Raw genomic sequence first — 24,907 nt, 5'->3', positions numbered from 1 at the left:
GCTGCGCTTGCGATCATACGCCAAAAGTCAATCGGAAGGAACTCCGATTGGCTTTTTTATTTGCGCGTAACCATTCACAAGCGCCGCATGAAGCTTACGATCGGTTCTGCCTGACGGTCGACTTGCGGAAATCGCGCGGCGACGAACCTATCGTCCGTTTGAACATTTTGGAGAACAGGAACGGGTCCGCATAGCCGACGGAGCGCGAAACGTCGCTGACCGACAGCTCCTCGAGCGCCAGCAGCTCCACCGCGCGGTTCATGCGGAACTGGAGCAGATAAAGCTGCAGCGGCACCCCGAACCGCTCCTTGAACAAACCGGACAAGTACGTGCGGTCGAGCCCGACGAAGCGGGCGATGTCGAGCACGGATATTTTTTGGCTGTAGTTCGTTTCGATATATTCAACGGCTTGTTCGATGTACCGCTGCTTGGGAACGGATGCGCCTCCTTCCTGCGCCGAAGCGGGATTGTCGTCGATCAAATCCGCGATCAGGCCGTACAGCAGGCTTTGCCCGCGGACATCGCGCGTTGGCGAGGAAGCTTGCGGGCCGGACAGCAAGTCGTGGAAACGGCCGAACCAGCCGGCGTTTGCGGTTCGGAAGACGGGATGCTCGGCTCCTAAGGAGGACCGGCGCAGCAACGATTTCGCCTGCAGCCCTTTGAAGCCGACCCAGGCGTACGTCCAAGGATCGGCGTCGTCGGCTTTGTAGTAAACGAGCGTGCCCGGCACGATCAGAAAGCCTTGTCCGGCCGTCAGATGAAAGGTTTCGTCGCCGATGCGGAACAGGCCGCGTCCGCTTTCGACATAATGAAGCAAATACGAGTCGCGCAAGCCCGGGCCCCAGGAATGGCCGGGATCGCAATTTTCTTTGCCGTAAAACAACAGGCTTAAATCCTCTTGCCCGACTCCCGGCGATCGGACGATAACATCGTTGAACAAGGCCATGAGGCGGTTTCCTCCATTACTGGGTTTGCCCGCATTATAACAGATCGGAACCCAATCTTAACAGGAGCAGACGGTATACAAACTTGCATTATGACAGGTTTATGACGGGTTAATCCATGGTGCCGGAAAGGCGTGCGTTTTATTCTAAAGCTATGGATTTATACAAATCGATCCGATAGAGGAGGAATTCCGCCATGTCCAAAATCGCTTTTCTGGGAGCGGGAAGCACCGTATTCGCCAAAAACGTGCTCGGAGACGTCATGTTGACGGAGGCGCTGCAGCAATTCGAACTGGCGCTGTTCGACATCGACGCGACAAGGCTGAGGGAATCGGCCGAGCTGCTGGAGAACTTGAAGCGGTCAACCGGCAGCTCTTGCGCCGTCAAGTCTTATTCCGACCGGAAGGAAGCGCTGCGGGGAGCCAAATACGTCATTAACGCCATCCAGGTCGGCGGCTACGACCCTTGTACGATTACCGATTTTGAAGTGCCCAAGAAATACGGTCTTCGCCAGACGATTGCCGATACCGTCGGCATCGGCGGGATATTCCGCAATCTGCGCACGATTCCGGTCATGCTCGATTTCGCGCGCGATATGCGGGAAGTATGCCCGGACGCCCTGTTCCTGAATTATACGAACCCGATGGCGGTGCTGACGAACGTCATGAACACGGCCGGGGGCATCCGCACCGTAGGCTTGTGCCACAGCGTGCAGGTATGCGTGCCGCATTTGTTCCGCAGCCTCGGAATGGACGACGCCGGGGTGCAATGGAAGATCGCGGGGATCAACCATATGGCTTGGCTGCTGGAAGTGACGAAGGACGGCGAAGATTTGTATCCGGAAATTAAGCGCCGCGCCGCCGAGAAGCAGCTCGAGAAGCATGACGACATGGTCCGCTTCGAGCTGATGCGGCGGTTCGGCTATTACGTGACCGAATCTTCCGAGCATAACGCCGAATACCATCCTTACTTCATCAAACGCCAATATCCCGAGCTGATTGACCGCTACAACATTCCGCTCGACGAATATCCGCGCCGGTGCGTGAATCAGATTAACGGCTGGAAGGAGATGCGCGAGAAGCTTCTTTCGGATAAGCATATCGAGCATAAACGGAGCCGTGAATACGCGTCCCGCATCATGGAGGCGATCGAGACGGACGTGCCGTACAAAATCGGGGGCAATGTAATGAATACGGGATTGATTACGAATTTGCCGAAGGAAGCTTGCGTGGAGGTTCCTTGCCTGGTGGACGCATCCGGCGTTACGCCGACCTATGTCGGCGATCTGCCGCCGCAGCTGGCCGCTTTGAACCGGACCAATATAAACACGCAGCTGCTGACGATTGAAGCGGCGCTTACGGGCAAAAAAGAACATATTTACCACGCGGCCCTGCTCGACCCGCATACGTCCGCCGAGCTGTCGATGGACGAGATCGTCGCTTTGTGCGACGATCTGATCGAGGCGCACGGCAGCTGGCTGCCGGCCTTCAAATAATCGAAAAAGAAGCCCCATCCCGCTTTTGCTTAAGCAACGGCGGGATGGGGCGTTTTTCGTTGCCGCGCGGGCGCGCCGGCGCGTCCAGGTCGGTACGGACCGGGAAGGCCTCTTGCTTAGCGCCGCCGTCCGGCGTTGAACGCGCGGACCGCCTGCTCGGCCGCCAGCTCCAGCAGCTCCGCGGCCCGTCCGACCGCTTCCTCGAGCGTCATCGGCCCGTTAACGATGCTGTGGATGCTGGCGAACCCGAGATCGTTCAGCTTGCCCGCGCCCGCCCCGACAGACCCGGCAAGCGCGATAACGGGAATGCCCAGCCTGCGCGCTTCTTCGGCGACGCCGAGCGGCGCTTTGCCGCCGGCCGTCTGGCCGTCGATGGCGCCCTCGCCGGTCAGGACGAGGTCCGCGCCCTGCAGCTTCTCCCGCAGCCTGCAGCACGCCGCGACCACGTCGATTCCCCGCCGCATGACGGCCGGGAAAAACGCCAGCAGCGCGCCGCCGAGACCGCCTGCGGCACCCGCGCCCGGCATGTCGCGCACCCGCACGCCCGTCGCCTCCTCCATCCGTCCGGCCCAGCTCGCCATCGCTTCCTCCAGCCGCTCGACCTTATCGGCGTCGGCGCCCTTCTGCGGCCCGAATACCCGGGAAGCGCCTTCGGCGCCGATGAACGGATTCGTCACATCGGACGCAATAACGAACGAGCTTTCCGCAATTCGCGGATCGAATCCGGACGCATCGACGTTTGCGATGCGTCCGATCTCGCCTCCGCCGGGTCCGATCTTCCGGCCGTCCCGGTCCGTCAGCCGCATGCCGAGCGCCTCGAGCATGCCCGCTCCGCCGTCGTTCGTCGCGCTGCCGCCGAGCGCAAGTATAAAGCTGCGGCAGCCCGCGTCAAGCGCGTGGCGGATCAGCTCGCCCGTGCCGTATGTCGTTGTCCGGAGCGGGTCCCGCCGCGCGGGCGGAACGAGCAGCAGCCCCGAGGCGCGCGCCATCTCGATGACGGCGGTGCGCCCGTCGCCGGTTATGCCGTATGCGGCCTCCACCGGCTCGCCGAGCGGGCCGGTCACTCGGACCGGCACAGACGTCCCGCCCGTTGCCGCGATCAGGCTGTCCAGCGTCCCTTCTCCGCCGTCGGCGACGGGGACAAGCACCGTCGCCGCCTCAGGATTGCAGCGAAGGACGCCTTGCTCGATCGCGCGGGCCGCTTCCGGGGCCGTCAAGCTGCCTTTAAACTTGTCCGGGGCAATGACGATTTTCATCTCGACAACACCTTGCCTTTCCATAAGAATCCGTTGAGCCGTACCGGTATTTCCATTATACCTTCGGCGCGGGCGGAAGAGCCGATTTCCGCCAAAGTTTGCGAAGCGGGTACGCAAAGAGGTAAACTATAGAACGGGCAAACGTTCTTATCGATTTTGCGGCTATGGGAACAGTCGATTAGGTTAACAATAGAGATGGAAAGTCCGACTAAGCGCCGGAAGGTAGAACATAAACAACTGCCCGTGCAGGGAAAGTGGAGGGAATGGGTGTGAACGAACGGATTACGGTCGTTGGCTTGGGCTCGGGCGACCCCGATCAGCTGACGCTTGGCGTATGGCGGAGGCTGCAGTCGGCTTCCCGCGTTTATGTCCGCACCGAGAAGCATCCGATGATGGCGATGCTGCGGGAGCACGGAATCGCCTACGCTTCTTTTGATTACATTTACGAGCAGAAGGACAGCTTTCCCGACGTTTACGAGGCGATTGCGGATCAGTTGATCGCCGAAGCGAAAGGCGCAGGCGACCCGGTTCTGTATGCGGTGCCGGGACATCCGATGGTCGCCGAGCGCACCGTCCAGCTGCTGCTTCAGCGCTGCCGGGAGGAAGGCGTCCCGCTTGCCGTTCTCGGGGGAGAAAGCTTCCTGGACCAAGCGTTCCTGCGGCTCGGTCTCGATCCGATCGAAGGCTTCGTCCTGCTGGACGCCGCCGAGCTGTCGCCTTCCTTGCTGCGGCCGCAGCTACATACGATCATCGGGCAAGTCTACGACGGCTTTACGGCTTCGGACGTGAAGCTTGCCCTGATGGAAATTTATCCGGACGATTACGAAGTCGTCGTCGGGCATGCGCTTGGCGTCGCCGGCGAGGAATCGATCCTCCGCGTGCCGCTGTACGAGCTGGATCGGACGCCGGGCTTCGGCAATCTGTCGCTGGTCTGGGTGCCGCGTTCGGAAGACCCGTCGCTGCTGAACAGGTCCTTCGACCGGCTGCACGAGATCGTCGCGATTCTCCGCAGTCCGGAAGGCTGTCCGTGGGACCGGGAGCAGACGCATCAGTCGATACGCGTCAACTTCATCGAAGAGCTGTACGAAGCGCTCGAGGCGCTCGACAACGACGATCCCGACGGAATGCGGGAGGAATTCGGCGACGTTCTGCTGCAAATTATGCTGCACAGCCAGATGGAGGAGGAGGTCGGCGCTTTCTCGGTTTACGACGTCGTCCAGACGTTGAACGAGAAGCTGCTGTTCCGGCATCCTCACGTGTTCGGCGATCTCGGCGCTGAGAACGCGAACGAAGCGCTGGCGAACTGGGAGCAGATGAAGGCGGAGGAGAAGCGGCGCAAAGGCATCGATCCGTCGAAGCAGTCCGTGCTGGACGGCATCCCGCCGGCGCTTCCGGCGCTGCTGAAGGCGTACAAGCTGCAGAAGAAAGCGTCCAAGGTCGGCTTCGATTGGGGCGAGCTTGAGCCCGTGCTGGACAAAATCGCGGAGGAATTGGCGGAGCTTCGCGAAGCGGTCGCTTCGAAGGATGCGGAGGAACAGGCCGGGGAGCTCGGCGACCTGCTGTTCGCCGTCGTGAACGCCGCACGGTTCATCGGCGCGGATCCGGAGGAGGCGCTTTCCCGGACCAACGCCAAATTCAAGCGGAGATTCTCTTATATCGAAGAGCAGCTTCGTATAAGCGGGAAACAATTTGACCAGACTGATTTAACAGAAATGGATCGTTGGTGGGAAGAAGCGAAACGCTTATAATCCGCTGAAGTTTCGTCATTATTCGCCGACATCCACCATATTACGCAAAAAAATTTTAGGGTCAGGCAGGAATTTTTACGGAATGGCAGAATCTATAATCTTCATGTAGAATAGAAAATTCCAAGGCCAGTTGGCGCTGCCCGCGCCGATTGACAAATTTAGTTATTTTGGGAGGATTAATTATTATGAACAAAACAGACTTGATCAACAACATCGCGGCAAAAAGCGGTCTTACCAAACGTGACGTAGAAACCGTATTGAACGGTTTTCTTGGTGAAGTAACGGAAGCGCTCGCCGAAGGCGACAAAGTGCAGCTGATCGGTTTCGGCACGTTCGAAACTCGCAAACGCTCCGGCCGCGTGGGCCGCAACCCGCAAACGGGCAAAGAAATCACGATTCCGGAATCGAAGGTTCCTGCATTCAAAGCGGGCAACAAACTGAAAGAAGCGATCAAGTAAGAAATGCGCCTCGACAAGTTTCTGAAGGTTTCCCGCTTGATTAAGCGCCGTACGGTGGCCAAGGACGTATCCGAGCAAGGCCGCGTATGGATTAACGGCCGCGAAGCGAAAGCAAGCAGCGCCGTCAAGCCGGGAGACGAGCTTCAAATTCAATACGGTCAGAAGATCGTAACGGTACGTGTTGAACGTATAGCGGAGACGACTCGCAAGGAAGAAGCCGGCGAGTTGTATACGATAATAAAAGAAGAGCAGCGCCAGCCGGACAAGGACGAGTCCTTCGGCTGGTAATGCCAGGTCCAAAGCCGCCTGCAAGCCATCTTGCCGGGCGGCTTTGTTCTTTGGAGCGACTCCTTGTCCATTCGGCCGGCCGAACAATGCAAGCGCGCGGACGGTCCGCCGCCGGCGCTTCGACCCGCTGCCGGGCAAGCAGTTCTAAACCTGTCCCGTTCCCCATAGGTTAGTAGTAAGTACAAGCCGGCGCATACCGATAGTGCGGCGCGGCTTAGGTAGCGGGAGGGACAGGGCATGGTTGACCAAAGCAAGGGGCAGAAGCGACAGGACGTGAAGATGCAAAACCGCAAGCTGCTGGAAATTACGGGAGCGATTAACGTGGAAAGCTTCGACACGGAGGAGTTTTTGCTGGAAACCGAGCTCGGCTTTCTGACGATCAAAGGTCAGAACTTGCATATTAAACATCTTAGCCTGGAACAGGGAATCGTCGTGATCGAGGGGCTTGTCCATTCGCTCGCCTATTTGGACGGCAATGCCTCGGGCAAATCCAAAGGATTGTTCGGGAAGCTGTTCAAGTGACGCTGAGTATGCAATGGTGGACCATGGCGCTTATGCTGCTGTCCGGACTTGGGATGGGGGCGGTGTTCGACAGCTACCGAATTCTGTCCCTCGAGCTCAAGTTTCCCCGGTGGTGGCTGCCGTTTCTCGATTTGCTCTACTGGGTCGCGGCGGCGCTGATCGTGTTCCGGGTACTGTATGCCGGCAACAACGGCGAGGTTAGGGTATACGTGTTCCTGGGCTTGCTCTTGGGCGTTACGGTTTATTATTTCTTGTTCAGCCGAATGGTCGCGGCCATTGTCCGATGGACGATACTTGCGGTCCGCGGGCTCATCCGGTTTATTATCGGCATGCTGGACTGGACGATCGTAAAGCCGCTTGTTTTGCTCTATAAGCTAATAAAGGTAATTTTTTCTTTTGGAGCGGCAATCACTATTTTCCTCTTAAAAGTTGTGTTACAATTATTTCGTCCGTTTTGGCTGCTTGCAAAGTGGATGTTGGGACCGGTTATTCGTCCGATCGCCGGCCGGCTTGGCCCGCATCTGGACAGACTCCGGCTGGGTTCCCGGCTGCGGGACGCCGGAAACCGCATCGCGGAGCGATGGAAGAAGCTGATCCGAAAGCCGTAACGCACGGACAATTGAAGTAGAGAGGGGTATTGTCGGCCAATGGCGATTGTCGCGACATCCAATACGAATAAACCGGCAACCGGACGGGGCTCCAAGCGCCGAATGAGGCTATGGCTTACCTTTATGATCCTCTTTATGGGTTGGGCGGCTTATACGTTTATCGGACAGATGAAGCAGCAGAGCGAAACGGCGCTTCGCTACGAAACGATCGAACAGCAGCGGAACGAAGCCGTTGCCCGCAAGCAAGAGCTGAATAAGCAGATCGAGAGATTAAACGATCCTGAATATATTGAGCAGTTGGCAACGAAGGAACAAGGCATGGTCAAGGAAGGCGAGAAGGTTATCCAAGTGATCGAATAGCCCGGTTATAAACGGGTGAACGTCTGTTGACCTTGCTTGAACCGTTCGGTTATAATCACGTTGTATAGCTATTCGCATAAATTTTAGGGAGGAACATTTTATTTTATGGCAATTGAAGTGGGCGCCAAGTTAGAGGGCAAAGTGACAGGCATTACGCATTTCGGAGCATTTGTCGACTTGTCGGGAGGTGTCACAGGGCTCGTTCACATTTCGGAGATTGCCGATAACTACGTCAAAGACGTGAAGGATCACCTGAAGATCGACGACATCGTCACGGTGAAGGTCATCAACGTAGACAAAGACGGAAAAATCGGGCTTTCTATCAAACAGGCAGTTGACCGGCCTGCAGGTCAACAACCGCCGCAGCGCGAGCGCATTGGCGGCGGAGGTGGCGGCTTTAACCGCGCTGGAGGAGGTCCTAGCGGTGGCCAAGACCGAGGCGGACGTCCCTTCAAACCATCAACTGGCAGACCGCCGTATGGCAAGACGTCATTCGAGGATAAAATGTCACGCTTCCTGAAAGATAGCGAAGAGCGGATTTCTTCCTTGCGGAAGAATACGGAAGGCAAACGCGGAGGACGCGGAGCCAAGCGGGTATAATCCACCGCATCTCATAAGCATAAGCATCGACAGTCATTCGCCTGTCCGGGGTAACCGGGCAGGCTTTTTGCTGTTTCCGGACGAGTATTATTGCGGCCCCGAGTCCCCGTTCCGGCAACACAAACTTCCGCCAAAAGCGCCAGGATACATGGAAAGACTTTCCGAAGCCGAGCCTTTTCTTCGAATAGACTTCGACAGAAGTTTTTTTTACTCCGATTCTCATTCATTCCCGACACGTTCACCCCTTCATTCGCCAATTTGCTTCTTGGGATAGACGGCGGTTTTTGTAGGACGGCTTGTCTTCGGTTCGGCGCCGCATCGGTTGCAAGCGCTTGCAAATCAAGGGCTGCGGTTGTGTTGACAATCGTCGCAAAGGCGGCGCGGGCATGTCGGAAAAAACTTTTGATCCGCTTACGCATAATGACAAACTTCATGCGGACAAGTCTCTATACTGGGAGGCACATTACTTTTTGGGATTGGTGGTGCGAGTAAGAGATGAGCAAAGAGAACGTGGTTCTATTTCCGGGAGTAGAAGAATCGGGCAAGGCGCAATCCTTTATGAGAAGAAGCTATGAGGCAGCCTTGAGATGGGGGCCGTTCCGTCTCCTTGCGGCCAAGAAATGGACGATTCTGCTCGTCGCTATCGGTTTTTTGCTTGGACGGGCCGTCATTCTGGAATCGTTGATGCCGTTCGCGGCGGCGTACTTCGCAGTTATCTATCTGACGAGAAAGGATGTTTACTTATGGGCGGCTTTATCGCTTATAGCCGGAAGCTGTTTTGCGGCGACGCCGGCGCCGATGTGGACCGGCATGGAGATCGCCGCGCTGTTCCTCTTGCTGAAAGGTCTGGAGGCGTTCGAGAAAGCGGAGCTGTCTACGGCGCCCCTCCTCGTATTCGCGGCGACGCTGGTCGTCCAGCTGTTCGAAGTGCTGATCGGGGACCATCTCGGCTGGTACAGCTTTATGATGGTCGTGGTCGAGGCGTCGCTCGGCTTTGTGCTTACGCTCGTGTTCATCCAAGCGCTGCCCGTGCTGACCATGGCCAAAAAAACGGCGAACCTGCGCAACGAAGAAATCATTTGCTTAATGATTATGCTCGCATCCGTCATGACGGGATTGGTCGGCTGGACATTGTACGGCATGTCCGCAGAGCATGTCATGTCCCGGTATACGCTGCTTCTATTCGCGCTCGCCGGGGGAGCTCCGCTTGGCGCCTCGGTCGGCGTCGTGGCGGGCTTGATTCTAAGCTTGGCCGATCTGCAGGCGATCGTGCAGATGAGCTTGCTTGCATTCGCGGGGCTCCTGGCCGGCTTGCTTCGGGAAGGCGGGAAGATGGCCGCCGCGTTCGGCATGCTGCTCGGCACCTCGATCCTGTCGGTCTACATCGGCAGCGGCATGGACGTGATGGCCTCGACATGGGAATCGGTGGCCGCCGTCGTTCTGCTTATGCTTACGCCGCGGAGCATGATTCGAACGATCGCCCGTTACGTGCCGGGCACGAACGAGCACGCGAAGTCGCAGCATGAATACGCGAAGCGGGTCAGGGAGGTCACGGCCGGACGGGTATCGCAATATTCCGAAGTGTTCCGGCAGCTCTCCCGCAGCTTCGGCCAGTTCGGCGGACCGCCGTCGCAGGACGAAGCCGTTTCCAAAGCCCGCAAGGAGCAGGAGCTGGCCCATTTCATGAATTCCGTTTCCGAGCGCAGCTGCGCCTCTTGCCATAGACAGAAAGTATGTTGGGAGAACAAGTTTTTTCAAACGCACAAGATGATGACCGAAATGATGGACGCCGTCCAGGAAGGCAAAATCCAATCGGTCCGGGACGCGCCCCGCCATTGGACGGTTCATTGCAACAAGGTGCCGAACGTGATCGGCATTATGCAGCAGGAGTACGAGCTCTACAAAAACGATATGCACTGGAGGAGGCAAATATTCGAATCGAGGCAGCTTGTGGCGGAGCAATTGTCCGGCGTCTCGCAAGTGATGGAGGACCTGGCGAAGGAGATAAAACGGGAGGGGTTGACGCTTCATCTGCAGGAGCAGCAAATTCGCGACGCATTGGAGGGATTGGGATTATCCATTCAAGATATTGAAATTATCAATTTAGAAGAAGGGAATGTGGAGATCGAAGTGTACCATACGTTCCGCAAAGGCTATGACGAATGCCGGAAGTTAATCGCGCCGCTGCTGAGCGACATATTGGGCGAGCATATCGCCGTCAAGTCGGAATCCGCTCCGCTCAAGAACGGCGGGCCGGCGCTGGCCGTGTTCGGGTCGGCCAAGGCGTTCGAGGTGGAAACGGGCGTAGCGGGGGCGGCGAAAGGAGGCGATTTGCTGTCGGGAGACAGCTTCAGCATGCTGGAGCTCGGCAACGGCAAATTTGCCGTGGCGATCAGCGACGGAATGGGCAACGGCGAGCGGGCGCGCCAGGAGAGCAGCGCGGCGCTGTCGATTTTGCAGCAGCTGCTGCAATCCGGCATGGACGAGAAGCTTGCCGTGAAATCGGTCAACTCCATTCTGCTGCTTCGGTCGCCGGACGAGGTGTTCGCTACGGTGGATTTGGCCATTATCGATTTATATACGGCGGAAACAACCTTTATGAAGATCGGATCGACGCCAAGCTTTATTAAGCGGGGAAGCGAAGTGATCCCGGTTACGGCCAACAATCTGCCGATCGGCATCTTGCAGGACATCGACTTCGAGCTCGTATCGATGCCGCTGCAGCCCGGCGATACGCTGATTATGATGAGCGACGGCATTTACGACGCGCCGGGGCATGCGGTGAACAAGGAAATGTGGATGAAGCGGATCATTCACGAATTGAAAACGGACGATCCGCAGGAGATTGCGGATACGCTCTTGGAGACGGTCGTTCGGCATCGGGACGGGGAGATCGTCGACGATATGACGGTGCTGGTGGCGAGGATCGACAAGCATATGCCGGAATGGGCGTCGTTCCGCTGGCCGGGACTGGACAAGGTGGAACGGCCTCGAACGGTGAGTTAGCGGGCAGGCAAGCGGATTTGGATAAGAAGCGTTGGAGCGGCGTTCGGGAAGAAGTTATCGGATCTATTATAAAGGAGGCGTTATTTATGAAAGAGAAGAACATGAAAATAGAGAATGTGAAAGCGGAAGCGGAGACTTTGAATGCGGTTCGGCAAGAAGCGGAACGGATTCGGGCGGAACGCCCGGCGAATGTAGTGCGGGAGGCGGACCCCGATACGGTCCCGGCAATGGAAGCGGCCGCCGCGTGGGGCGCGGCGATGCGGACGGAGACGCCGATCTGGAAGGAAGCGAGATCGTGGGTGGAGGCCCGCAAGCGCGAAGAGACGCGGGTATGGGAAGAGGCGCGCCGGACGGAACGGCAAGGGCGGCGCAAAGGGCGCCCGGCGACGGTGGCATCGGCGGCCGGGCCGGGCAAGGAAGCGGGCGGCTCGCGCCAGCTCAGGCCGCTTCGGCTTGCGAAAGGAGCGGCGGACAAGCTTGCCCGCAGCCGTGAAGGGCGGCCCATCGTCCGCATGAGCGGGAGTCGAACGGCCGGCGCGGGCATTCCGCAAAGCCGAATGCAGGGTGCGGGACGAAACCGATCGAGCCCGCCGGCTTTCGGAAGGCCCAGGCAAGTTGTCCTGCAGCGCGGCTCGGTCGCCATTCGGGGAAAACCGGAGTAAGGCGAACGAGCGGCGCGAAGAAGGGGTGATGCTGCTGCTGTCGCTTTTATGGTTGTCCATTTCGGAGCTGACCCACAAGTAGAGACGTCCTACTTGCCGGGTACGGCTCTTTTTTTTGCGGTTTCTACAGCAGTCAGGCCTCTTTCATAGCTAAACGGACGGTCTATAGGCGAGGCCGAAAACGGTTCCTCATGAGCGAAGGGCCGGAAGAATCGTTTCTTCTTGGTTTATCCCTCTTAAAATCGGCAAAACTGATAGAATAACCGATAATGAAAGCAGGGGATAACGATGAAACAAATATTGCTCATTACGGACGGCTGCTCGAATGTCGGCGTCAGCCCGGTCGTGGCCGCCGCGCACGCGAAAGGGGAAGGCATCGTCGTCAACGTCGTCGGCGTGCTCGATTACGGCGACGTAGGCGAGCTCGGCGCAGCCGAAATAGACGAGATTGCTAGAGCGGGAGGCGGCATGAGCCGGCTCGTCAATACGAGGCAGCTCTCGCAGACGGTGCAGATGATGACGCGGAAGACGGTCATGCAAACGGTGCAGCTTGCCGTGCAGAAGGAGCTGAAGCAGGTGCTTGGCAACGGCTCGATTGAAGCGCTGCCGCCGGATAAGCGGGGCGAGGTGGTGCGGGTTATCGACGAGCTGGGCGAGACGCAGAAGCTGCAGGTGGCGCTGCTGATCGACGCCAGCGCAAGCATGAAGCCGAAGCTGCAGGCTGTCGAAGAGGCGATCCGCGATTTAATGCTGAGCCTGCAAGCCCGTCAGGGGGAAAGCGAGCTGTGCGTGTTCCATTTTCCCGGCTCGCGCTACGGGGACGAATGCGTGATGGATATCGGCTGGACATCCGATCTGACGGGGGTGAGCGCGATTTTTCCCAAGCTGCCGATGAGCGGCACGACGCCGACGGGGCCTGCGCTGATGCAAGTTATTGATTTTTACAGGACCGAGTCTTATCGTAAAGGGAACAGGGACGAAACGGATGGGATGATGAGTGACTACGTCGTTTAATCTAGAGCTGCGCAAAGGGATGACCGTCATCGGCAAGTGGAGGCAGCGCCGGTACCGCGTCGAAAAGCTGCTCGGCGAGGGGGCCAACGGCAAAGTGTATCTGGTCGAGCGGGACCGGTCTTGGTACGCCATGAAGGTAGGGATGGATACCGTCGACTTGCAGTCGGAAATCAATGTGCTGAAGTCGCTCGCCGCGCAAAGACGTTCCGGGAAAGACGCTTTCCTGTTCGACGTGGACGATTTGCAATTGCCGGGCGGCAAGGAGTATCCTTTTTATATTATGCGTTATGTGCGCGGCGTTACGCTGCCGAATTATTTGTCGCAGCACGGCATGGAGTGGTTTCCGCTGCTGGGGCTGCATCTGCTGAACAAGCTTGCCGAGCTGCACGCCGCCGGATGGGTATTCGGGGACTTGAAGGCGGAGAACGTCATGGCGCTTGATTACGGCCGCATCGAGCTGATCGATTTCGGCGGCGTGACCGCGGCGGGCAAAAGCGTCCGGCAGTTTACGGAGATTTACGACCGGGGTTATTGGAATATGGGGAGCCGTTCGGCGGACGGAGGGTACGACTTGTTTTCGTTCGGCGTGCTGTGCATCCAGCTTCATGAACCGAAGCGGCTAATGCAGCTGACGAAGGAACGGCTGCCGCAGAACCGTTCGGCCGACGATCTGCTGGATCTGGCAAGCGGCAGCCCGGGATTACAGCCGTACGTGTCGTGGCTGGAGCGGGCGTTTCGCGGCGGATTTCCGGATGCGGCAGCGGCTGCGGAAGCGTGGCGCCTGCTTCTGCACCGGCGGGAGCGGAGCCGCCCTGCTGCCGTACCTTTGTGGGTGAAGGGGCTGTTCGCCGGATCGCTGCTGCTGCTTGCCGGGGCGATCTATTGGCTGTTCGCCGGCGGTCTGTAACCGCAAGGCAGCCGTATGAAATGGAGAAGGTTGAACGATGGGAAACAGGGAAGACGAGCGGCTTCGATTCCTGCGCCGTACGGCGGCTCGGGAGAAGCTGTGGAAGAATGGCGACAAAATCGTAGTCGCGGTATCGGGCGGGCCGGATTCTATGGCGCTGCTCCATATGCTTAGTCAAGTGGCCGAGTCCGAAGGCATATCGCTGGTGGCGGCCCATGCCAATCACGGCTTTCGGCCCGAGTCGGCCGAAGAGGCCGTTGTCGTGCAAAGCTTCTCGGAACGGCTTGGCGTCGAGTGCGAGCAAATATCGCTGAATATGCCTGCTTATATAGAAGAAACAGGGATGAACGGCCAAGAAGCGTCCCGGCTGAGGCGGTACGTCTTTTTGCACGAGACGGCCGCGCGGCACGGCGCGGGCGTCATCGCGCTGGCCCACCACGCCGACGATCAGGCGGAAACGGTCATGATGCGGATCATCCGGGGCACCGGCCTTGGAGGGTTGGCAGCAATTGCTATGAAGCGTACGGAAAAAAACGTGGAACTCATTCGCCCTCTGCTGCGTATGAAAAAAACAGACCTGCTTCAATATTGCAGCGATTATGATATACCGTATTGCCTGGACGGCAGCAACGAGAAGCGCGATTATTTCCGGAATGTCGTGCGTCTCGACGTATTGCCGTACTTGTCCCAATTCAATCCGCAACTGCCGGATTCGCTTTGGCGATTGGCGGAGCTCGCTTCTTCCGAGGACGACTGGATGGACCGGGAGGCGAAACGGCTGTTCGACGAGCTTGCATCGTTCGAGCCGGAAGGCGTCGCGCTGCAGGCGGAGGCGCTTAACGGGCTTCACGTCGCTTTACAAAGGAGATTGATTAAACTAATATTAAATTATCTTTCTGAGGAAGCGGATTCAGTTACGTTCGACCATATCGAAACGATTCGCGCGGCGGCCGCGCCGGGTGCGAGGAGCACCTGGAGGCTCGATGCGGGAGGCGGCGTCCGTTTTTTAAGAGAATACGGCCGGCTTTCCTTTATCCGGCCGAAGCAAGTCGGCGCCGGCGAAAACGGCGGATACGCCTACGAGGTTCCCGCCGGGGCAACGCGCATTGAGGTGAAGGAATTCGGGTCGGTGATGATGTTTGCGGCGGAAGACGTTTCGGCGGGGCGAAGTCCAGCTCCCGCCGGACGCGAGGAGGCTTGCTTCGATATCGACAAGCTGAAGTTTCCGCTCGTCATCAGAAGCCGAAAGCCGGGCGACCGAATGCAAATTCTAGGATTAAACGGGTCCAAAAAAGTGCAAGATATGTTCGTTGACGGTAAAGTTCCGCCTTCGTTAAGGGAACGGTATCCGCTGCTGTGCGATGCGGCGGGGCGCCTGCTGTGGGTGCCGGGAATCCGCCGCTCCGGACATGCGCTTGTGGAACGGGGCAAGACCAAAGGCGTTCTGCGCGTTCGAATCGAGCATGAATAAGTAACGCCGGTATACTCATAATTATAGTTATAACGTAGGGGGATATTTCTTTGTTAAGCGACATTCAGACGGTACTTTATGATGAAGCAACGATTCAGGCGAAGGTGAAGGAGCTCGGCGAGAAGCTAAGCCGGGATTTCGAGGGGAGGAATCCGCTCGTTATTTGCGTCCTTAAAGGCGCGTTTATTTTTATGTCCGACCTCGTCAAAGCGATGACGATTCCGCTCGAAATCGACTTTATGGCCGTTTCGAGCTACGGGCAGTCGACCAAATCTTCGGGCGTCGTCAAAATCATTAAGGACCTTGACGTAACCGTTGAAGGAAGAGATGTCCTTATTGTGGAAGATATTATCGATAGCGGCTTGACGCTCAGCTATCTGATCGACGTGCTGGAGCGCCGCAACGCGAAGTCGGTTACGGTCGCTACGCTGTTTGACAAGCCGGCGCGCAGAACGGTCGATCTGCAAGCCGATTATACGGGCTTCACCCTTCCGGACGAATTCGTGGTAGGCTACGGTCTGGATTTCGCGGAGAAATACCGCAACCTGCCTTTCATCGGCATTCTCAAGCCGGAAGTGTACGAGAAATAACCCGATGCTTATGTGCCCCGCACGCGTCTGCCGGCGGGGCACGGATGGACCGTACATGCCTTCTGCTCCGATCCAGTTCTATTGAGATGGAAAGTCATGCTATGGTAAAATGTTTAAAGCGTCTGAGAGGAGGTAGGGGATGAATCGGATCATCCGTAACACTGGATTTTATTTAATTATCTTTTTGGTTACCGTCGGGATCATCCAGTTTATCAGCAACCAGAACGATACTACCGTCGGGCTAAGATACGATCAGCTTCGCCAGGCTATCGAATCAGACAATGTTTCGAAGCTGACCCTGAAGTACGACGATGAAACGTATTATGTAACGGGTACTTACAAGCAGGCGCCGGAAGGGGCAAGCTCCGATAAATTCGTCGGACGGATCAGCGTGCAAGACTTGGGGCAAATCAGAGAATGGGAGAAGCAATTCGGCTTCCAGCTGGAATACAAGCCGATGGATCAGCCTAGCATCTGGCTCACCTTCCTGACTTCCATCATTCCGTTCGTGATTATATTTATTTTGTTCTTCTTCCTTATGAATCAGGCGCAGGGCGGCGGCGGCAAAGTGATGAACTTCGGCAAGAGCCGCGCGAAGCTCTATAATGAGGAGAAGAAGCGGGTAACGTTCGAGGACGTGGCAGGCGCGGACGAGGAGAAGCAAGAGCTCGTCGAAGTGGTCGACTTCCTCAAAGACCCTCGCAAGTTTAACCTGGTCGGAGCGCGCATTCCGAAAGGCGTGCTGCTCGTGGGCCCTCCGGGTACGGGTAAAACGTTGCTCGCAAGAGCGGTGGCCGGCGAAGCGGGCGTTCCGTTCTTCAGCATCTCCGGTTCCGACTTTGTGGAAATGTTCGTCGGCGTCGGCGCATCCCGCGTGCGCGACTTGTTCGAGAACGCCAAGAAGAATGCGCCTTGTATCATATTCATCGACGAAATCGACGCCGTCGGCCGTCAGCGCGGAGCGGGCCTCGGCGGCGGTCATGACGAGCGCGAGCAGACGCTCAACCAATTGCTCGTCGAGATGGACGGCTTCGGCGCCAACGAAGGCATTATTATCGTAGCCGCCACGAACCGTCCGGATATTCTGGACCCTGCGCTTCTGCGTCCAGGCCGTTTCGACCGTCAAATTACGGTTGACCGTCCGGACGTCAAAGGCCGCGAAGCGGTGCTTAAGGTTCATGCGCGCAACAAGCCGTTGTCGAAGGACGTGAAGCTCGACGTCATCGCCAAGCGTACGACCGGCTTTACGGGCGCCGATCTCGAGAACTTGCTTAACGAAGCGGCGCTTCTTGCGGCCCGCCGCAACAAGAAGGATATCGCCATGGTCGAAGTGGACGAAGCGATCGACCGGGTTATTGTCGGCACGGAGAAGAAGAGCCGTGTCATCAGTGATCGGGAGAAACGGATCGTTGCGTTCCACGAAGCGGGACATACGATTATCGGCTACTTCCTGGAGCATGCCGACATGGTTCATAAAGTGACGATTATCCCGCGCGGACGTGCGGGCGGATACGTGATCATGATGCCGAAGGAAGACCGTATGCTCGTCACGAAGCAGGAGCTTCTCGACAAGATTACCGGCCTACTCGGCGGACGCGTGGCGGAGGAGCTGTTTATCGGCGAGATCGGCACTGGCGCTTACAGCGATTTCAAACAAGCGACAAGCATCGCCCGCAGCATGATCATGGAATACGGCATGAGCGAGACGCTTGGGCCGATGCAGTTCGGCACTTCGCAAGGGCAAGTATTCCTCGGCCGCGATCTTGGTCATGAGCAGAACTACTCGGACACGATCGCGTACGAGATCGATAAAGAAATGCAGCGCATTATGAACGAATGCTACACTAGGGCGAAGGAACTACTCACCGCGAAGAGCAAGGAAGTTCGCATAATTGCGGAAACGCTGCTGCAGGTGGAGACGCTCGAGCTGGAGCAAATCAAGAATTTGATCGAGACCGGCACGCTTGACGGCAACGGTTCGACGGGAGAAGGATCCGTTCCGAAGGAAACGACCTCCGTAGATCCGATCATTGACACGGTTGGCGGCGTTAAAGTTCGGATTCAGACGCGTGAGCCGGGGGACGCGGAAGCTCCGGAAGATACCGGATCACCCGACAATTCCGATCAAGATAAGCAGTAAATATGCTGATTTGGAACAGACGTTCATCAAGGGCGCCAAGCCCTTTGAACGTCTGTTCTTTTTATTTTAATGCTTCCTTAATGTTCGGTTATAGGCTATAATTTAATTTGGAAAGTGGAATGAACCTGCTAAGCGATTTCCGAACGAACAGCATTTTGTTCTGGTTATGTCAATTGCTTGTTAGCGGCAAATGATAAACGTCCAACATCATGTCACATTTTATTACATTTTAACATTGACGTTTATTTTTTTGGTTCTATAATGGAATAATAGCGACCGTTTGGACAAGCTAAGAAAAATCAGACTTTAGCAGGTTGCCAAATATTATTTTGAGACTAGGGGAGAGAAAAATGAAGAAATCCGGTTTGATGCTCGCCTTGATTCTTTCGCTGACGCTGATTTTGTCTGCGTGCGGCGGAGGCGCGAAAAACAATACGAACGCTCCGGCGGCTTCGCCGTCCCAACCGGCTGCCGGCGAATCGGCTGCTCCGGAAGCAAGCAAAATGAAAATCGGCATGTCGACCGACACCGGCGGCGTCAACGACAAGTCGTTTAACCAAAGCGCCTGGGAAGCGTTGCAGCAAATTGCTCAAGACACGGGCGCTACGACCAAGTACCTGGAATCTAAAGGCGACGCGGATATGGAGCCGAACCTGAGATCCTTCGTTCAAGAGAAATACGACTTGATCTGGGGAATCGGTTTCTTGTTCTCCGACGCCATGACGAGAGCCGCGGAGCAAAATCCGGACTCGAACTTCGCCCTTATTGATAGCGTTGTTGACCTGCCGAACGTTACTTCGGTTACCTTCGCCGAACACGAAGGATCCTTCCTGGTCGGCGTAGTTGCCGGCTTGACGACGAAAACGAATAAAGTTGGTTTCGTAGGCGGTATCGAATCCCCGACGATCCAGAAGTTTGAAGCCGGTTATGTAGCCGGTGTGAAAGCTGCAAATCCGAACGCTGAAGTATTGATTCAATATGCCGGCGCGTTCGATAAGCCGGATGTGGGCAAGACGATCGCCGCTACGCAATACAACGACGGCGCTGACATTATTTTCCAAGCCGCAGGCGCTACCGGCACAGGCGTATTTAACGAAGCGATCGAACGTTTCAACGCTGGCAACAAAGTATGGGTTATCGGCGTAGACAAAGATCAATCGCTTGAATTCGGCAACGACGTTACGCTCACTTCGATGATGAAGGGCGTAAAAGAAGCGGTATATAAAGTGTCGAGCGATCTGATTAACGGCACTTTGGAAGGCGGAAAGACCATTACGCTTGGCCTGAAGGATAACGGCGTAGGTCTTCCGGAATCCAACCCTAACGTTCCTCAAGACGTGCTGGATAAAGTGAACGAATATAAAGAAAAGATTGTTAGCGGAGAAATTACGGTTCCGACTACTCCAGAAGAATAATCATCGGAAACGCAATATGTCGATGCAAGTCCGACAAGACCGGCTTCGGGCCGGTCTTGTTTTGTTACAAAGGGAAGTTTACTCATCCGCAAAACTTTTAGGAGTGATAAGATGATGGAACGGGGAACGCCGGTCGTTCAGTTGACTGGAATAACGAAACGATTTCCGGGGTTAGTGGCAAACGATTCCATTGATTTTGAATTAAGAAAAGGCGAAATTCATGCGCTGCTTGGCGAGAACGGGGCAGGCAAATCAACGCTGATGAATATTTTGTTCGGCTTGTATCAACCGGATGAAGGGTCCATAGCCGTTAACGGCCAGAAGGTTGTGATCGACGGCGCGGGCAAAGCGATTGAGCTGGGCATCGGTATGGTGCATCAGCACTTCAAGCTGGTGCAGCCGTTTACGGTTGCGGAAAATATCGTGCTCGGCAACGAGCCGGTTAAAGGCATGAGCATCAATTATAAAGAAGCGAATGAAAGAGTTCGGTTCATATCCGAACAATACGGACTGAAAGTTGATCCGACCGTGCGGATTCAAGATATAACCGTCGGCATGCAGCAGCGCGTCGAAATATTAAAAACGCTGTATCGCGGCGCCGACATTCTTATATTCGACGAGCCTACAGCGGTGCTGACCGTGCAGGAAATCGAGGAGTTAATCGAGATTTTGCGCAATTTGGCCGCGGAAGGGAAATCGATCATTCTCATTACCCATAAGCTGAAGGAAGTCATGGCGATTACGGACCGGGTAACCGTCATTCGCCGCGGCAAGGTGATCCGGACGGTGGAGACGTCGCAAACGAACGAACGCCAGCTGGCGGAGCTGATGGTCGGCCGGGACGTGAACTTTACGGTGGAGAAGGAGCGGGCTAAGCCGGGCGAAGTCGTATTGGCGGTCGATCGGCTGCGCATGAAAGACGGCAACGGCAAATATACGCTCGACGGCGTCAGCTTCAACGTCCGCGCGGGAGAAATATTGGGCATAGCGGGTGTGGACGGCAACGGGCAAAGCGAGCTGATCCAAGCGATTACCGGAATGTTGAAGGTGAGCGGCGGCTCCGTCAAGCTGAAGACGAAGGACGTGACGAACGGATCGCCGCGCGAGGTTGCGCTCGCCGGTGTCGGGCATATCCCGGAAGACCGCCACAAACACGGCCTTGTGCTTGATTTTTCCGTTAGCGAAAATATGATTCTGGGCAGCTACTTCAAGCCCGAATTCGGCAAAGGCGGCTTTATCGATTTCAAGGCGATGGACGAGCTTTCGGATAAGCTGGTGAAGGAATTCGACGTACGCGGCTCCGGTATACACGCAGCGGCCCGTTCGTTGTCCGGCGGCAACCAGCAGAAGACGATTATCGCCCGCGAGCTGTGGAAGGATCCGGATTTGCTCATCGCGGTTCAGCCAACCCGCGGTCTTGACATCGGGGCGATCGAATATGTGCATAAACGGCTTGTGCAAGCGCGAAACGAAGGGAAGGCCGTACTGCTCGTTTCCTTCGAGCTGGACGAGCTGTACGCTTTGTCCGACCGTATCGTCGTCATGTACGAAGGGAAGCTTGTAGGCGAGGTTGACGCTTCCGAGCGCGACGACCAGAAGCTTGGCCTGTTAATGGCCGGGAATACCGGCGGTTCGGAACAGAAAACGGAGAGGGGGTAGCGTATGGGCGCCATCTATAAAATATTCAATAAATCATCGGCTCTCGTGCCCATTGTCTCGATCCTTCTCGGGCTGATCGTCGGTGCGATTGCGATGCTTGCGGGCGGCTTCGATCCGCTTCAAGCGTATTCTTCGCTGGTCAAAAAAGTGTTCGGCAGCCCTTACGATATCGGCGAAGCGATCCGGGCCATTACGCCGCTTGTATTTACGGGTCTGGCCATTGCGTTCGCTTACCGTACCGGTCTTTTTAATATCGGGGCCGAAGGACAGTTTGTCATGGGGATGACAGGCGCAACGATTATCGGCGTGACGCTTGATTTGCCGTGGTATATTCACGCTCCGCTTGCGGTTATCGCCGGCGCGGTGTTCGGCGGCTTGTGGGCGGCTATCGCCGGTTACTTGAAGGCTGCGCGGGGGATTAACGAGGTCATCTCCTCCATTATGCTGAATTGGATCGGGCTCTACTTGTCGAACTTGATCATTAACCGGTTCCTGCTCGCGGAAGGACAACAAAAGTCTGAGCCGGTTAAAGAATCGGCGCTTGTTCATATGGACGGGCTGGCGAGCCTTATGGATAACGCCCGCGTTCACTGGGGCGCCGTAGTGGCGCTTGTCGGGGTTGTCGTTTTCTACGTGCTCTTATGGCGGACGAAGCTCGGTTACGAGCTCCGGGCGGTCGGTTTCAACAAAGATGCCGCATTATACGCGGGGATGAACGTCAATCGGACGATTGTCAAATCGATGTTTATAAGCGGCGTCTTCGCCGGACTCGGCGGCGCTTTTGAAGTGCTGGGCGTTTTCGGCTACCAGGCTGTGCTGACGGCTTCGCCGGGATACGGGTTCGACGGTATCGCGGTCGCCCTTCTTGGCGGCAATACGCCGATCGGCGTGCTGCTGGGAGCGATTCTGTTCGGCGGCTTAAGCTACGGCGCAACCGGCATGAGTTTCGGCGCGGGGGTGCCGAACGAAATTTCGCGGATCGTGATCGGATCCATCATTTTCTTCGTAGCCGCTCATGGCATTGTAAGATTTTTCTTGAAGCCGATTATGAAGCTTGGCTCGAAAGAGAAAAGCGGCAAACCGGACAAGAAGGAGGCGGTCTAGTTTGTATATCGCTGAAATTTTGGGACAGCTTGTCAATACGACGCTCGTCTTTTCGACCGCGCTGATTTTTACGGCTCTAGGCGGAGTGTTCTCGGAGCGCTCGGGCGTGATCAATATCGGGCTTGAAGGCCTGATGGTAACCGGCGCGTTCTCGGCGGCCGTCGTGACCGATGCGGCGATCAAAGGCGGCTTCGGCGAAGGCTCGCCATGGATCGGGTTAATCGCGGCGATGCTGTTCGGCATCTTGTTTTCGTTGCTTCATGGGGTGGCGACGATCACCTTTAAAGCCGACCAAACGATCGTTGGGGTTGTTATTAACATATTGGCGGCGGGTCTTACCATTTATTTGACGAAGTCGATGTTCGAAGGCTCCGGACAGACGCCGACGTTGTCGGAACCATTCCACAAATGGGTCATTCCGTGGCTGTCGGATATTCCGTTTCTCGGCGAAGCGCTGTTTATCGCCTATCCGACAACGTACATCGCCATCGTCCTTTGCGCGGTCGGCTATTACTTGCTGTTCCGCACGCCTTTTGGCCTTCGCCTTCGTTCGGTCGGCGAGCACCCGAGCTCGGCGGATACGGTCGGCATCAGCGTTACGAAATACCGTTATATCGGCGTGCTGATTAGCGGAGCTCTGGCCGGTCTTGGCGGCGCGACGCTTACGTTGACGACGACAAGCAGCTTTGCGCACAACACCGTATCGGGCCAAGGCTTTATCGCGATCGCGGCCGTCATATTCGGACGCTGGAATCCGCTTGGCGTAGCGGGCGCCGCGATCTTTTTCGGATTCGCCCAGGCGCTTCGGGTCTGGATGCAGCTATTCGAATGGGCTCGCGAAATTCCTTCCGAAGTGTTCTATATGCTGCCGTACGTTCTTACGCTTGCGGTGCTGGCTATTGCCACGAAGCGCTCCCATGCTCCGGCGGCGCTCGGCGAGCCTTACGACCCGGCTAAGCGGTAAGCTTTCCGCGAACGCGGGTTGCGTTACAAGTCTCTCTCGGACAAACGGGAGAGACTTTTTTATTGGGAATGACTCGGTTTAACTTGAACCGGGCGCCTTTCTAGAAGGCCTTTGTCTGACCACGCAGTTAGCGATGATCTTCATGCGGTTTCGGGGGTTTTTGGTCCTTATCGGCAGTAACCCCGAGGCTCAGAAGAGCAGGCGGCAAGGTTCAGGTTGGGAGATAAGAGGAAGGCAAAGACGAAGACAGGACTTCTGAGCAAAAGGGATAACCGCTATAGGGAAGTAAGGAGTAATCCGGTGCCTTCAATCGCCGCGCAAACGTCCGGCATGTCCGGCAGAGACGCAAGCGCTTGAAGCGGGTGGTTGGTTTAATGCGTCTCAGGAGCGGGGATCGTTATTTCTTTCGGGGTGCCCTTCAGGGGCTGCGCCCCTTGGGGTCCCTCTTACGACAAGGGGGATTTAGGGGGTTGGGAGTCCTTGATTTAGGGTTGATTTAGGGGGTGCGAGCCCTTGATTTAAGGGGTTGGAATCCCCTGGCAAGGATGGGGTTCTTTTTATGTCGAAAAAGTGACAAAATGATGTAGATTTCATTGACACTTTCGTCGGCCTGGAGTAAATTTGAATCATCATATTTAGTTCTTGTCGGCTATTGGACTTTTCAAGTAAGTGCACGAATTCACAAAGTCTGCGATGCCATATTCGGAATGGGCTTTCGGCTCATCCCTTTTACAGAGGAGAGGATCGAAGTGGAAGCACTGGCACTGGAACGCAAGGCGGAACAGAACCGCGAGCTGCGTGAGAGGCTAATGCAGTTGAAGAAAGAACGCAACGCCATCATTTTAGCGCATTATTATCAACGGGACGAAATTCAAGAGGTCGCGGACTTCCGCGGGGACTCGTTCCTGCTGGCCCAGAAGGCGGCTCAAACCGATGCCGACGTGATCGTATTTTGCGGCGTCCACTTCATGGGAGAAAGCGCGAAAATTTTGGCCCCGAACAAGACGGTCATTATTCCCGACGAGCGCGCCGGCTGCCCGATGGCCGATATGGTCAACGTAGACGGACTCCGTAAACTGAAGGCGCAGCATCCGAACGCTACGGTTGTTACCTATATTAACTCTTCCGCCGAGATTAAAGCGGAAACCGATATTTGCTGCACCTCGGCCAATGCCGTGAAGGTGGTCAACTCGGTGGAAAGCGACGAAATCATTTGGGTTCCGGACAAAAACCTCGGCCATTACGTGCAGCAGAAAACCGACAAAAAGATGATCATCTGGGAAGGCTACTGCAATACGCACGATATGCTGACGGTCAAAGACGTCGAAGAGATGAAGGCCAAATACCCGAACGCCGAATTCGTCGTCCATCCGGAATGCCGCCCGGAAGTCGTCGCGCTTGGCGATTTTGTCGGCAGCACCACCGCGATCATTAAATATTGCAAAGAGTCCTCCAATAAAGAGTTTATCGTGGGAACGGAGGACGGCACGGGTTATCAGCTGCGTCTCGACAGCCCGGATAAGACGTTCCACTTCGCATCCAAATATTTGGTATGCCCGAACATGAAAGTGAACAACTTGAAGAAGCTCGTCAAGGCGCTTGAAACGATGCAGCCGCAAATTTACGTGCCTGACGAGGTGGCGAATAAAGCCCGTCTATCTCTGGAGCGCATGCTGCTTGTGAAGTAGTATGCGCT

22 protein-coding genes are annotated in these 24,907 nt (G+C 56.2%); 20 read left to right on the top strand and 2 right to left on the bottom strand.

What is annotated here, in order from left to right; genetic code table 11:
• Nucleotides 1-94 precede the first annotated feature (94 nt).
• On the bottom strand, nucleotides 95-946 hold the full coding sequence (locus tag ACFSW5_RS20200; protein ID WP_379277111.1) for an AraC family transcriptional regulator: 852 nt from the start codon (nucleotides 944-946) through the stop codon (nucleotides 95-97).
• 194 nt (nucleotides 947-1,140) lie between these two features.
• On the opposite strand from ACFSW5_RS20200, the gene melA reads away from it, so the two are divergent.
• Nucleotides 1,141-2,439 carry an alpha-glucosidase/alpha-galactosidase gene (gene melA / locus ACFSW5_RS20195; RefSeq protein WP_379277108.1) on the top strand — a complete coding sequence of 433 codons (1,299 nt, stop codon included), beginning with the start codon at nucleotides 1,141-1,143 and terminating at the stop codon, nucleotides 2,437-2,439.
• A gap of 116 nt (nucleotides 2,440-2,555) precedes the next feature.
• On the opposite strand, the gene ACFSW5_RS20190 is transcribed toward melA, so the two are convergent.
• A complete protein-coding gene (locus tag ACFSW5_RS20190; RefSeq protein WP_379277105.1) occupies nucleotides 2,556-3,695 on the bottom strand; it encodes a glycerate kinase in 1,140 nt (379 codons plus the stop codon).
• A 269-nt stretch (nucleotides 3,696-3,964) separates the two neighbouring features.
• Between ACFSW5_RS20190 and ACFSW5_RS20185 the strand changes: the two genes are divergently transcribed.
• The 19 genes from ACFSW5_RS20185 (at nucleotide 3,965) to nadA (ending at nucleotide 24,899) form a co-directional block, all read left to right on the top strand.
• Nucleotides 3,965-5,443 carry a bifunctional methyltransferase/pyrophosphohydrolase YabN gene (locus ACFSW5_RS20185; RefSeq protein ID WP_379277103.1) on the top strand — a complete coding sequence of 493 codons (1,479 nt, stop codon included), beginning with the start codon at nucleotides 3,965-3,967 and terminating at the stop codon, nucleotides 5,441-5,443.
• 185 nt (nucleotides 5,444-5,628) lie between these two features.
• A complete protein-coding gene (locus tag ACFSW5_RS20180) occupies nucleotides 5,629-5,901 on the top strand; it encodes an HU family DNA-binding protein (RefSeq protein ID WP_379277101.1) in 273 nt (90 codons plus the stop codon).
• A gap of 3 nt (nucleotides 5,902-5,904) precedes the next feature.
• Nucleotides 5,905-6,189, top strand: coding sequence for an RNA-binding S4 domain-containing protein (locus tag ACFSW5_RS20175; RefSeq protein WP_379277099.1), 285 nt, complete (start codon nucleotides 5,905-5,907; stop codon nucleotides 6,187-6,189).
• A 237-nt stretch (nucleotides 6,190-6,426) separates the two neighbouring features.
• A complete protein-coding gene (yabP, locus tag ACFSW5_RS20170; protein WP_379277097.1) occupies nucleotides 6,427-6,711 on the top strand; it encodes a sporulation protein YabP in 285 nt (94 codons plus the stop codon).
• The gene (yabQ, locus tag ACFSW5_RS20165) at nucleotides 6,708-7,319 is read left to right on the top strand and encodes a spore cortex biosynthesis protein YabQ (protein WP_379277094.1); all 612 of its coding nucleotides are present in this window, start codon (nucleotides 6,708-6,710) and stop codon (nucleotides 7,317-7,319) included. Before yabP ends, yabQ begins: the two co-directional genes overlap by 4 nt.
• 39 nt (nucleotides 7,320-7,358) lie before the next feature.
• Nucleotides 7,359-7,679 carry an FtsB family cell division protein gene (locus tag ACFSW5_RS20160; RefSeq protein ID WP_379277091.1) on the top strand — a complete coding sequence of 107 codons (321 nt, stop codon included), beginning with the start codon at nucleotides 7,359-7,361 and terminating at the stop codon, nucleotides 7,677-7,679.
• A 105-nt stretch (nucleotides 7,680-7,784) separates the two neighbouring features.
• The gene (locus tag ACFSW5_RS20155; RefSeq protein WP_379277089.1) at nucleotides 7,785-8,279 is read left to right on the top strand and encodes a S1 domain-containing RNA-binding protein; all 495 of its coding nucleotides are present in this window, start codon (nucleotides 7,785-7,787) and stop codon (nucleotides 8,277-8,279) included.
• Between the two features lie 495 nt (nucleotides 8,280-8,774).
• Entirely contained in the window at nucleotides 8,775-11,285 is a 2,511-nt protein-coding gene (gene spoIIE / locus ACFSW5_RS20150) for a stage II sporulation protein E (protein WP_379277087.1), read from the top strand.
• 86 nt (nucleotides 11,286-11,371) lie between these two features.
• Entirely contained in the window at nucleotides 11,372-11,947 is a 576-nt protein-coding gene (locus tag ACFSW5_RS20145; RefSeq protein WP_379277083.1) for a hypothetical protein, read from the top strand.
• A 288-nt stretch (nucleotides 11,948-12,235) separates the two neighbouring features.
• Nucleotides 12,236-12,961, top strand: coding sequence for a hypothetical protein (locus tag ACFSW5_RS20140; RefSeq protein WP_379277081.1), 726 nt, complete (start codon nucleotides 12,236-12,238; stop codon nucleotides 12,959-12,961).
• Nucleotides 12,945-13,868 carry a protein kinase domain-containing protein gene (locus ACFSW5_RS20135; protein ID WP_379277079.1) on the top strand — a complete coding sequence of 308 codons (924 nt, stop codon included), beginning with the start codon at nucleotides 12,945-12,947 and terminating at the stop codon, nucleotides 13,866-13,868. The genes ACFSW5_RS20140 and ACFSW5_RS20135 overlap by 17 nt, the downstream gene beginning before the upstream one ends.
• A gap of 37 nt (nucleotides 13,869-13,905) precedes the next feature.
• Complete coding sequence (tilS, locus tag ACFSW5_RS20130) at nucleotides 13,906-15,339, top strand: tRNA lysidine(34) synthetase TilS (protein WP_379277076.1); 1,434 nt, start codon at nucleotides 13,906-13,908, stop codon at nucleotides 15,337-15,339.
• Between the two features lie 50 nt (nucleotides 15,340-15,389).
• Nucleotides 15,390-15,929 (top strand): hypoxanthine phosphoribosyltransferase, encoded by a 540-nt coding sequence (gene hpt, locus ACFSW5_RS20125; protein ID WP_379277072.1) that lies wholly within the window; start codon nucleotides 15,390-15,392, stop codon nucleotides 15,927-15,929.
• A 139-nt stretch (nucleotides 15,930-16,068) separates the two neighbouring features.
• Nucleotides 16,069-18,069 (top strand): ATP-dependent zinc metalloprotease FtsH, encoded by a 2,001-nt coding sequence (ftsH, locus tag ACFSW5_RS20120; RefSeq protein ID WP_379277069.1) that lies wholly within the window; start codon nucleotides 16,069-16,071, stop codon nucleotides 18,067-18,069.
• 350 nt (nucleotides 18,070-18,419) lie between these two features.
• Nucleotides 18,420-19,484, top strand: coding sequence for a BMP family lipoprotein (locus ACFSW5_RS20115; protein WP_379277065.1), 1,065 nt, complete (start codon nucleotides 18,420-18,422; stop codon nucleotides 19,482-19,484).
• 114 nt (nucleotides 19,485-19,598) lie between these two features.
• Nucleotides 19,599-21,143 (top strand): ABC transporter ATP-binding protein, encoded by a 1,545-nt coding sequence (locus ACFSW5_RS20110; RefSeq protein ID WP_379277189.1) that lies wholly within the window; start codon nucleotides 19,599-19,601, stop codon nucleotides 21,141-21,143.
• Nucleotides 21,144-21,146: 3 nt separating this feature from the next.
• A complete protein-coding gene (locus ACFSW5_RS20105) occupies nucleotides 21,147-22,247 on the top strand; it encodes an ABC transporter permease (RefSeq protein WP_379277063.1) in 1,101 nt (366 codons plus the stop codon).
• Between the two features lies 1 nt (nucleotide 22,248).
• Complete coding sequence (locus ACFSW5_RS20100) at nucleotides 22,249-23,211, top strand: ABC transporter permease (protein WP_379277060.1); 963 nt, start codon at nucleotides 22,249-22,251, stop codon at nucleotides 23,209-23,211.
• Nucleotides 23,212-23,960: 749 nt separating this feature from the next.
• A complete protein-coding gene (gene nadA / locus ACFSW5_RS20095; protein WP_379277058.1) occupies nucleotides 23,961-24,899 on the top strand; it encodes a quinolinate synthase NadA in 939 nt (312 codons plus the stop codon).
• The last annotated feature ends 8 nt before the right edge of the window (nucleotides 24,900-24,907 follow it).

The sequence above is a fragment of the Paenibacillus thailandensis genome (genome assembly GCF_042685365.1).
Lineage (GTDB): Bacteria > Bacillota > Bacilli > Paenibacillales > Paenibacillaceae > Paenibacillus_AP > Paenibacillus_AP thailandensis.
This window is presented reverse-complemented; position numbering and strand designations above follow the sequence as displayed.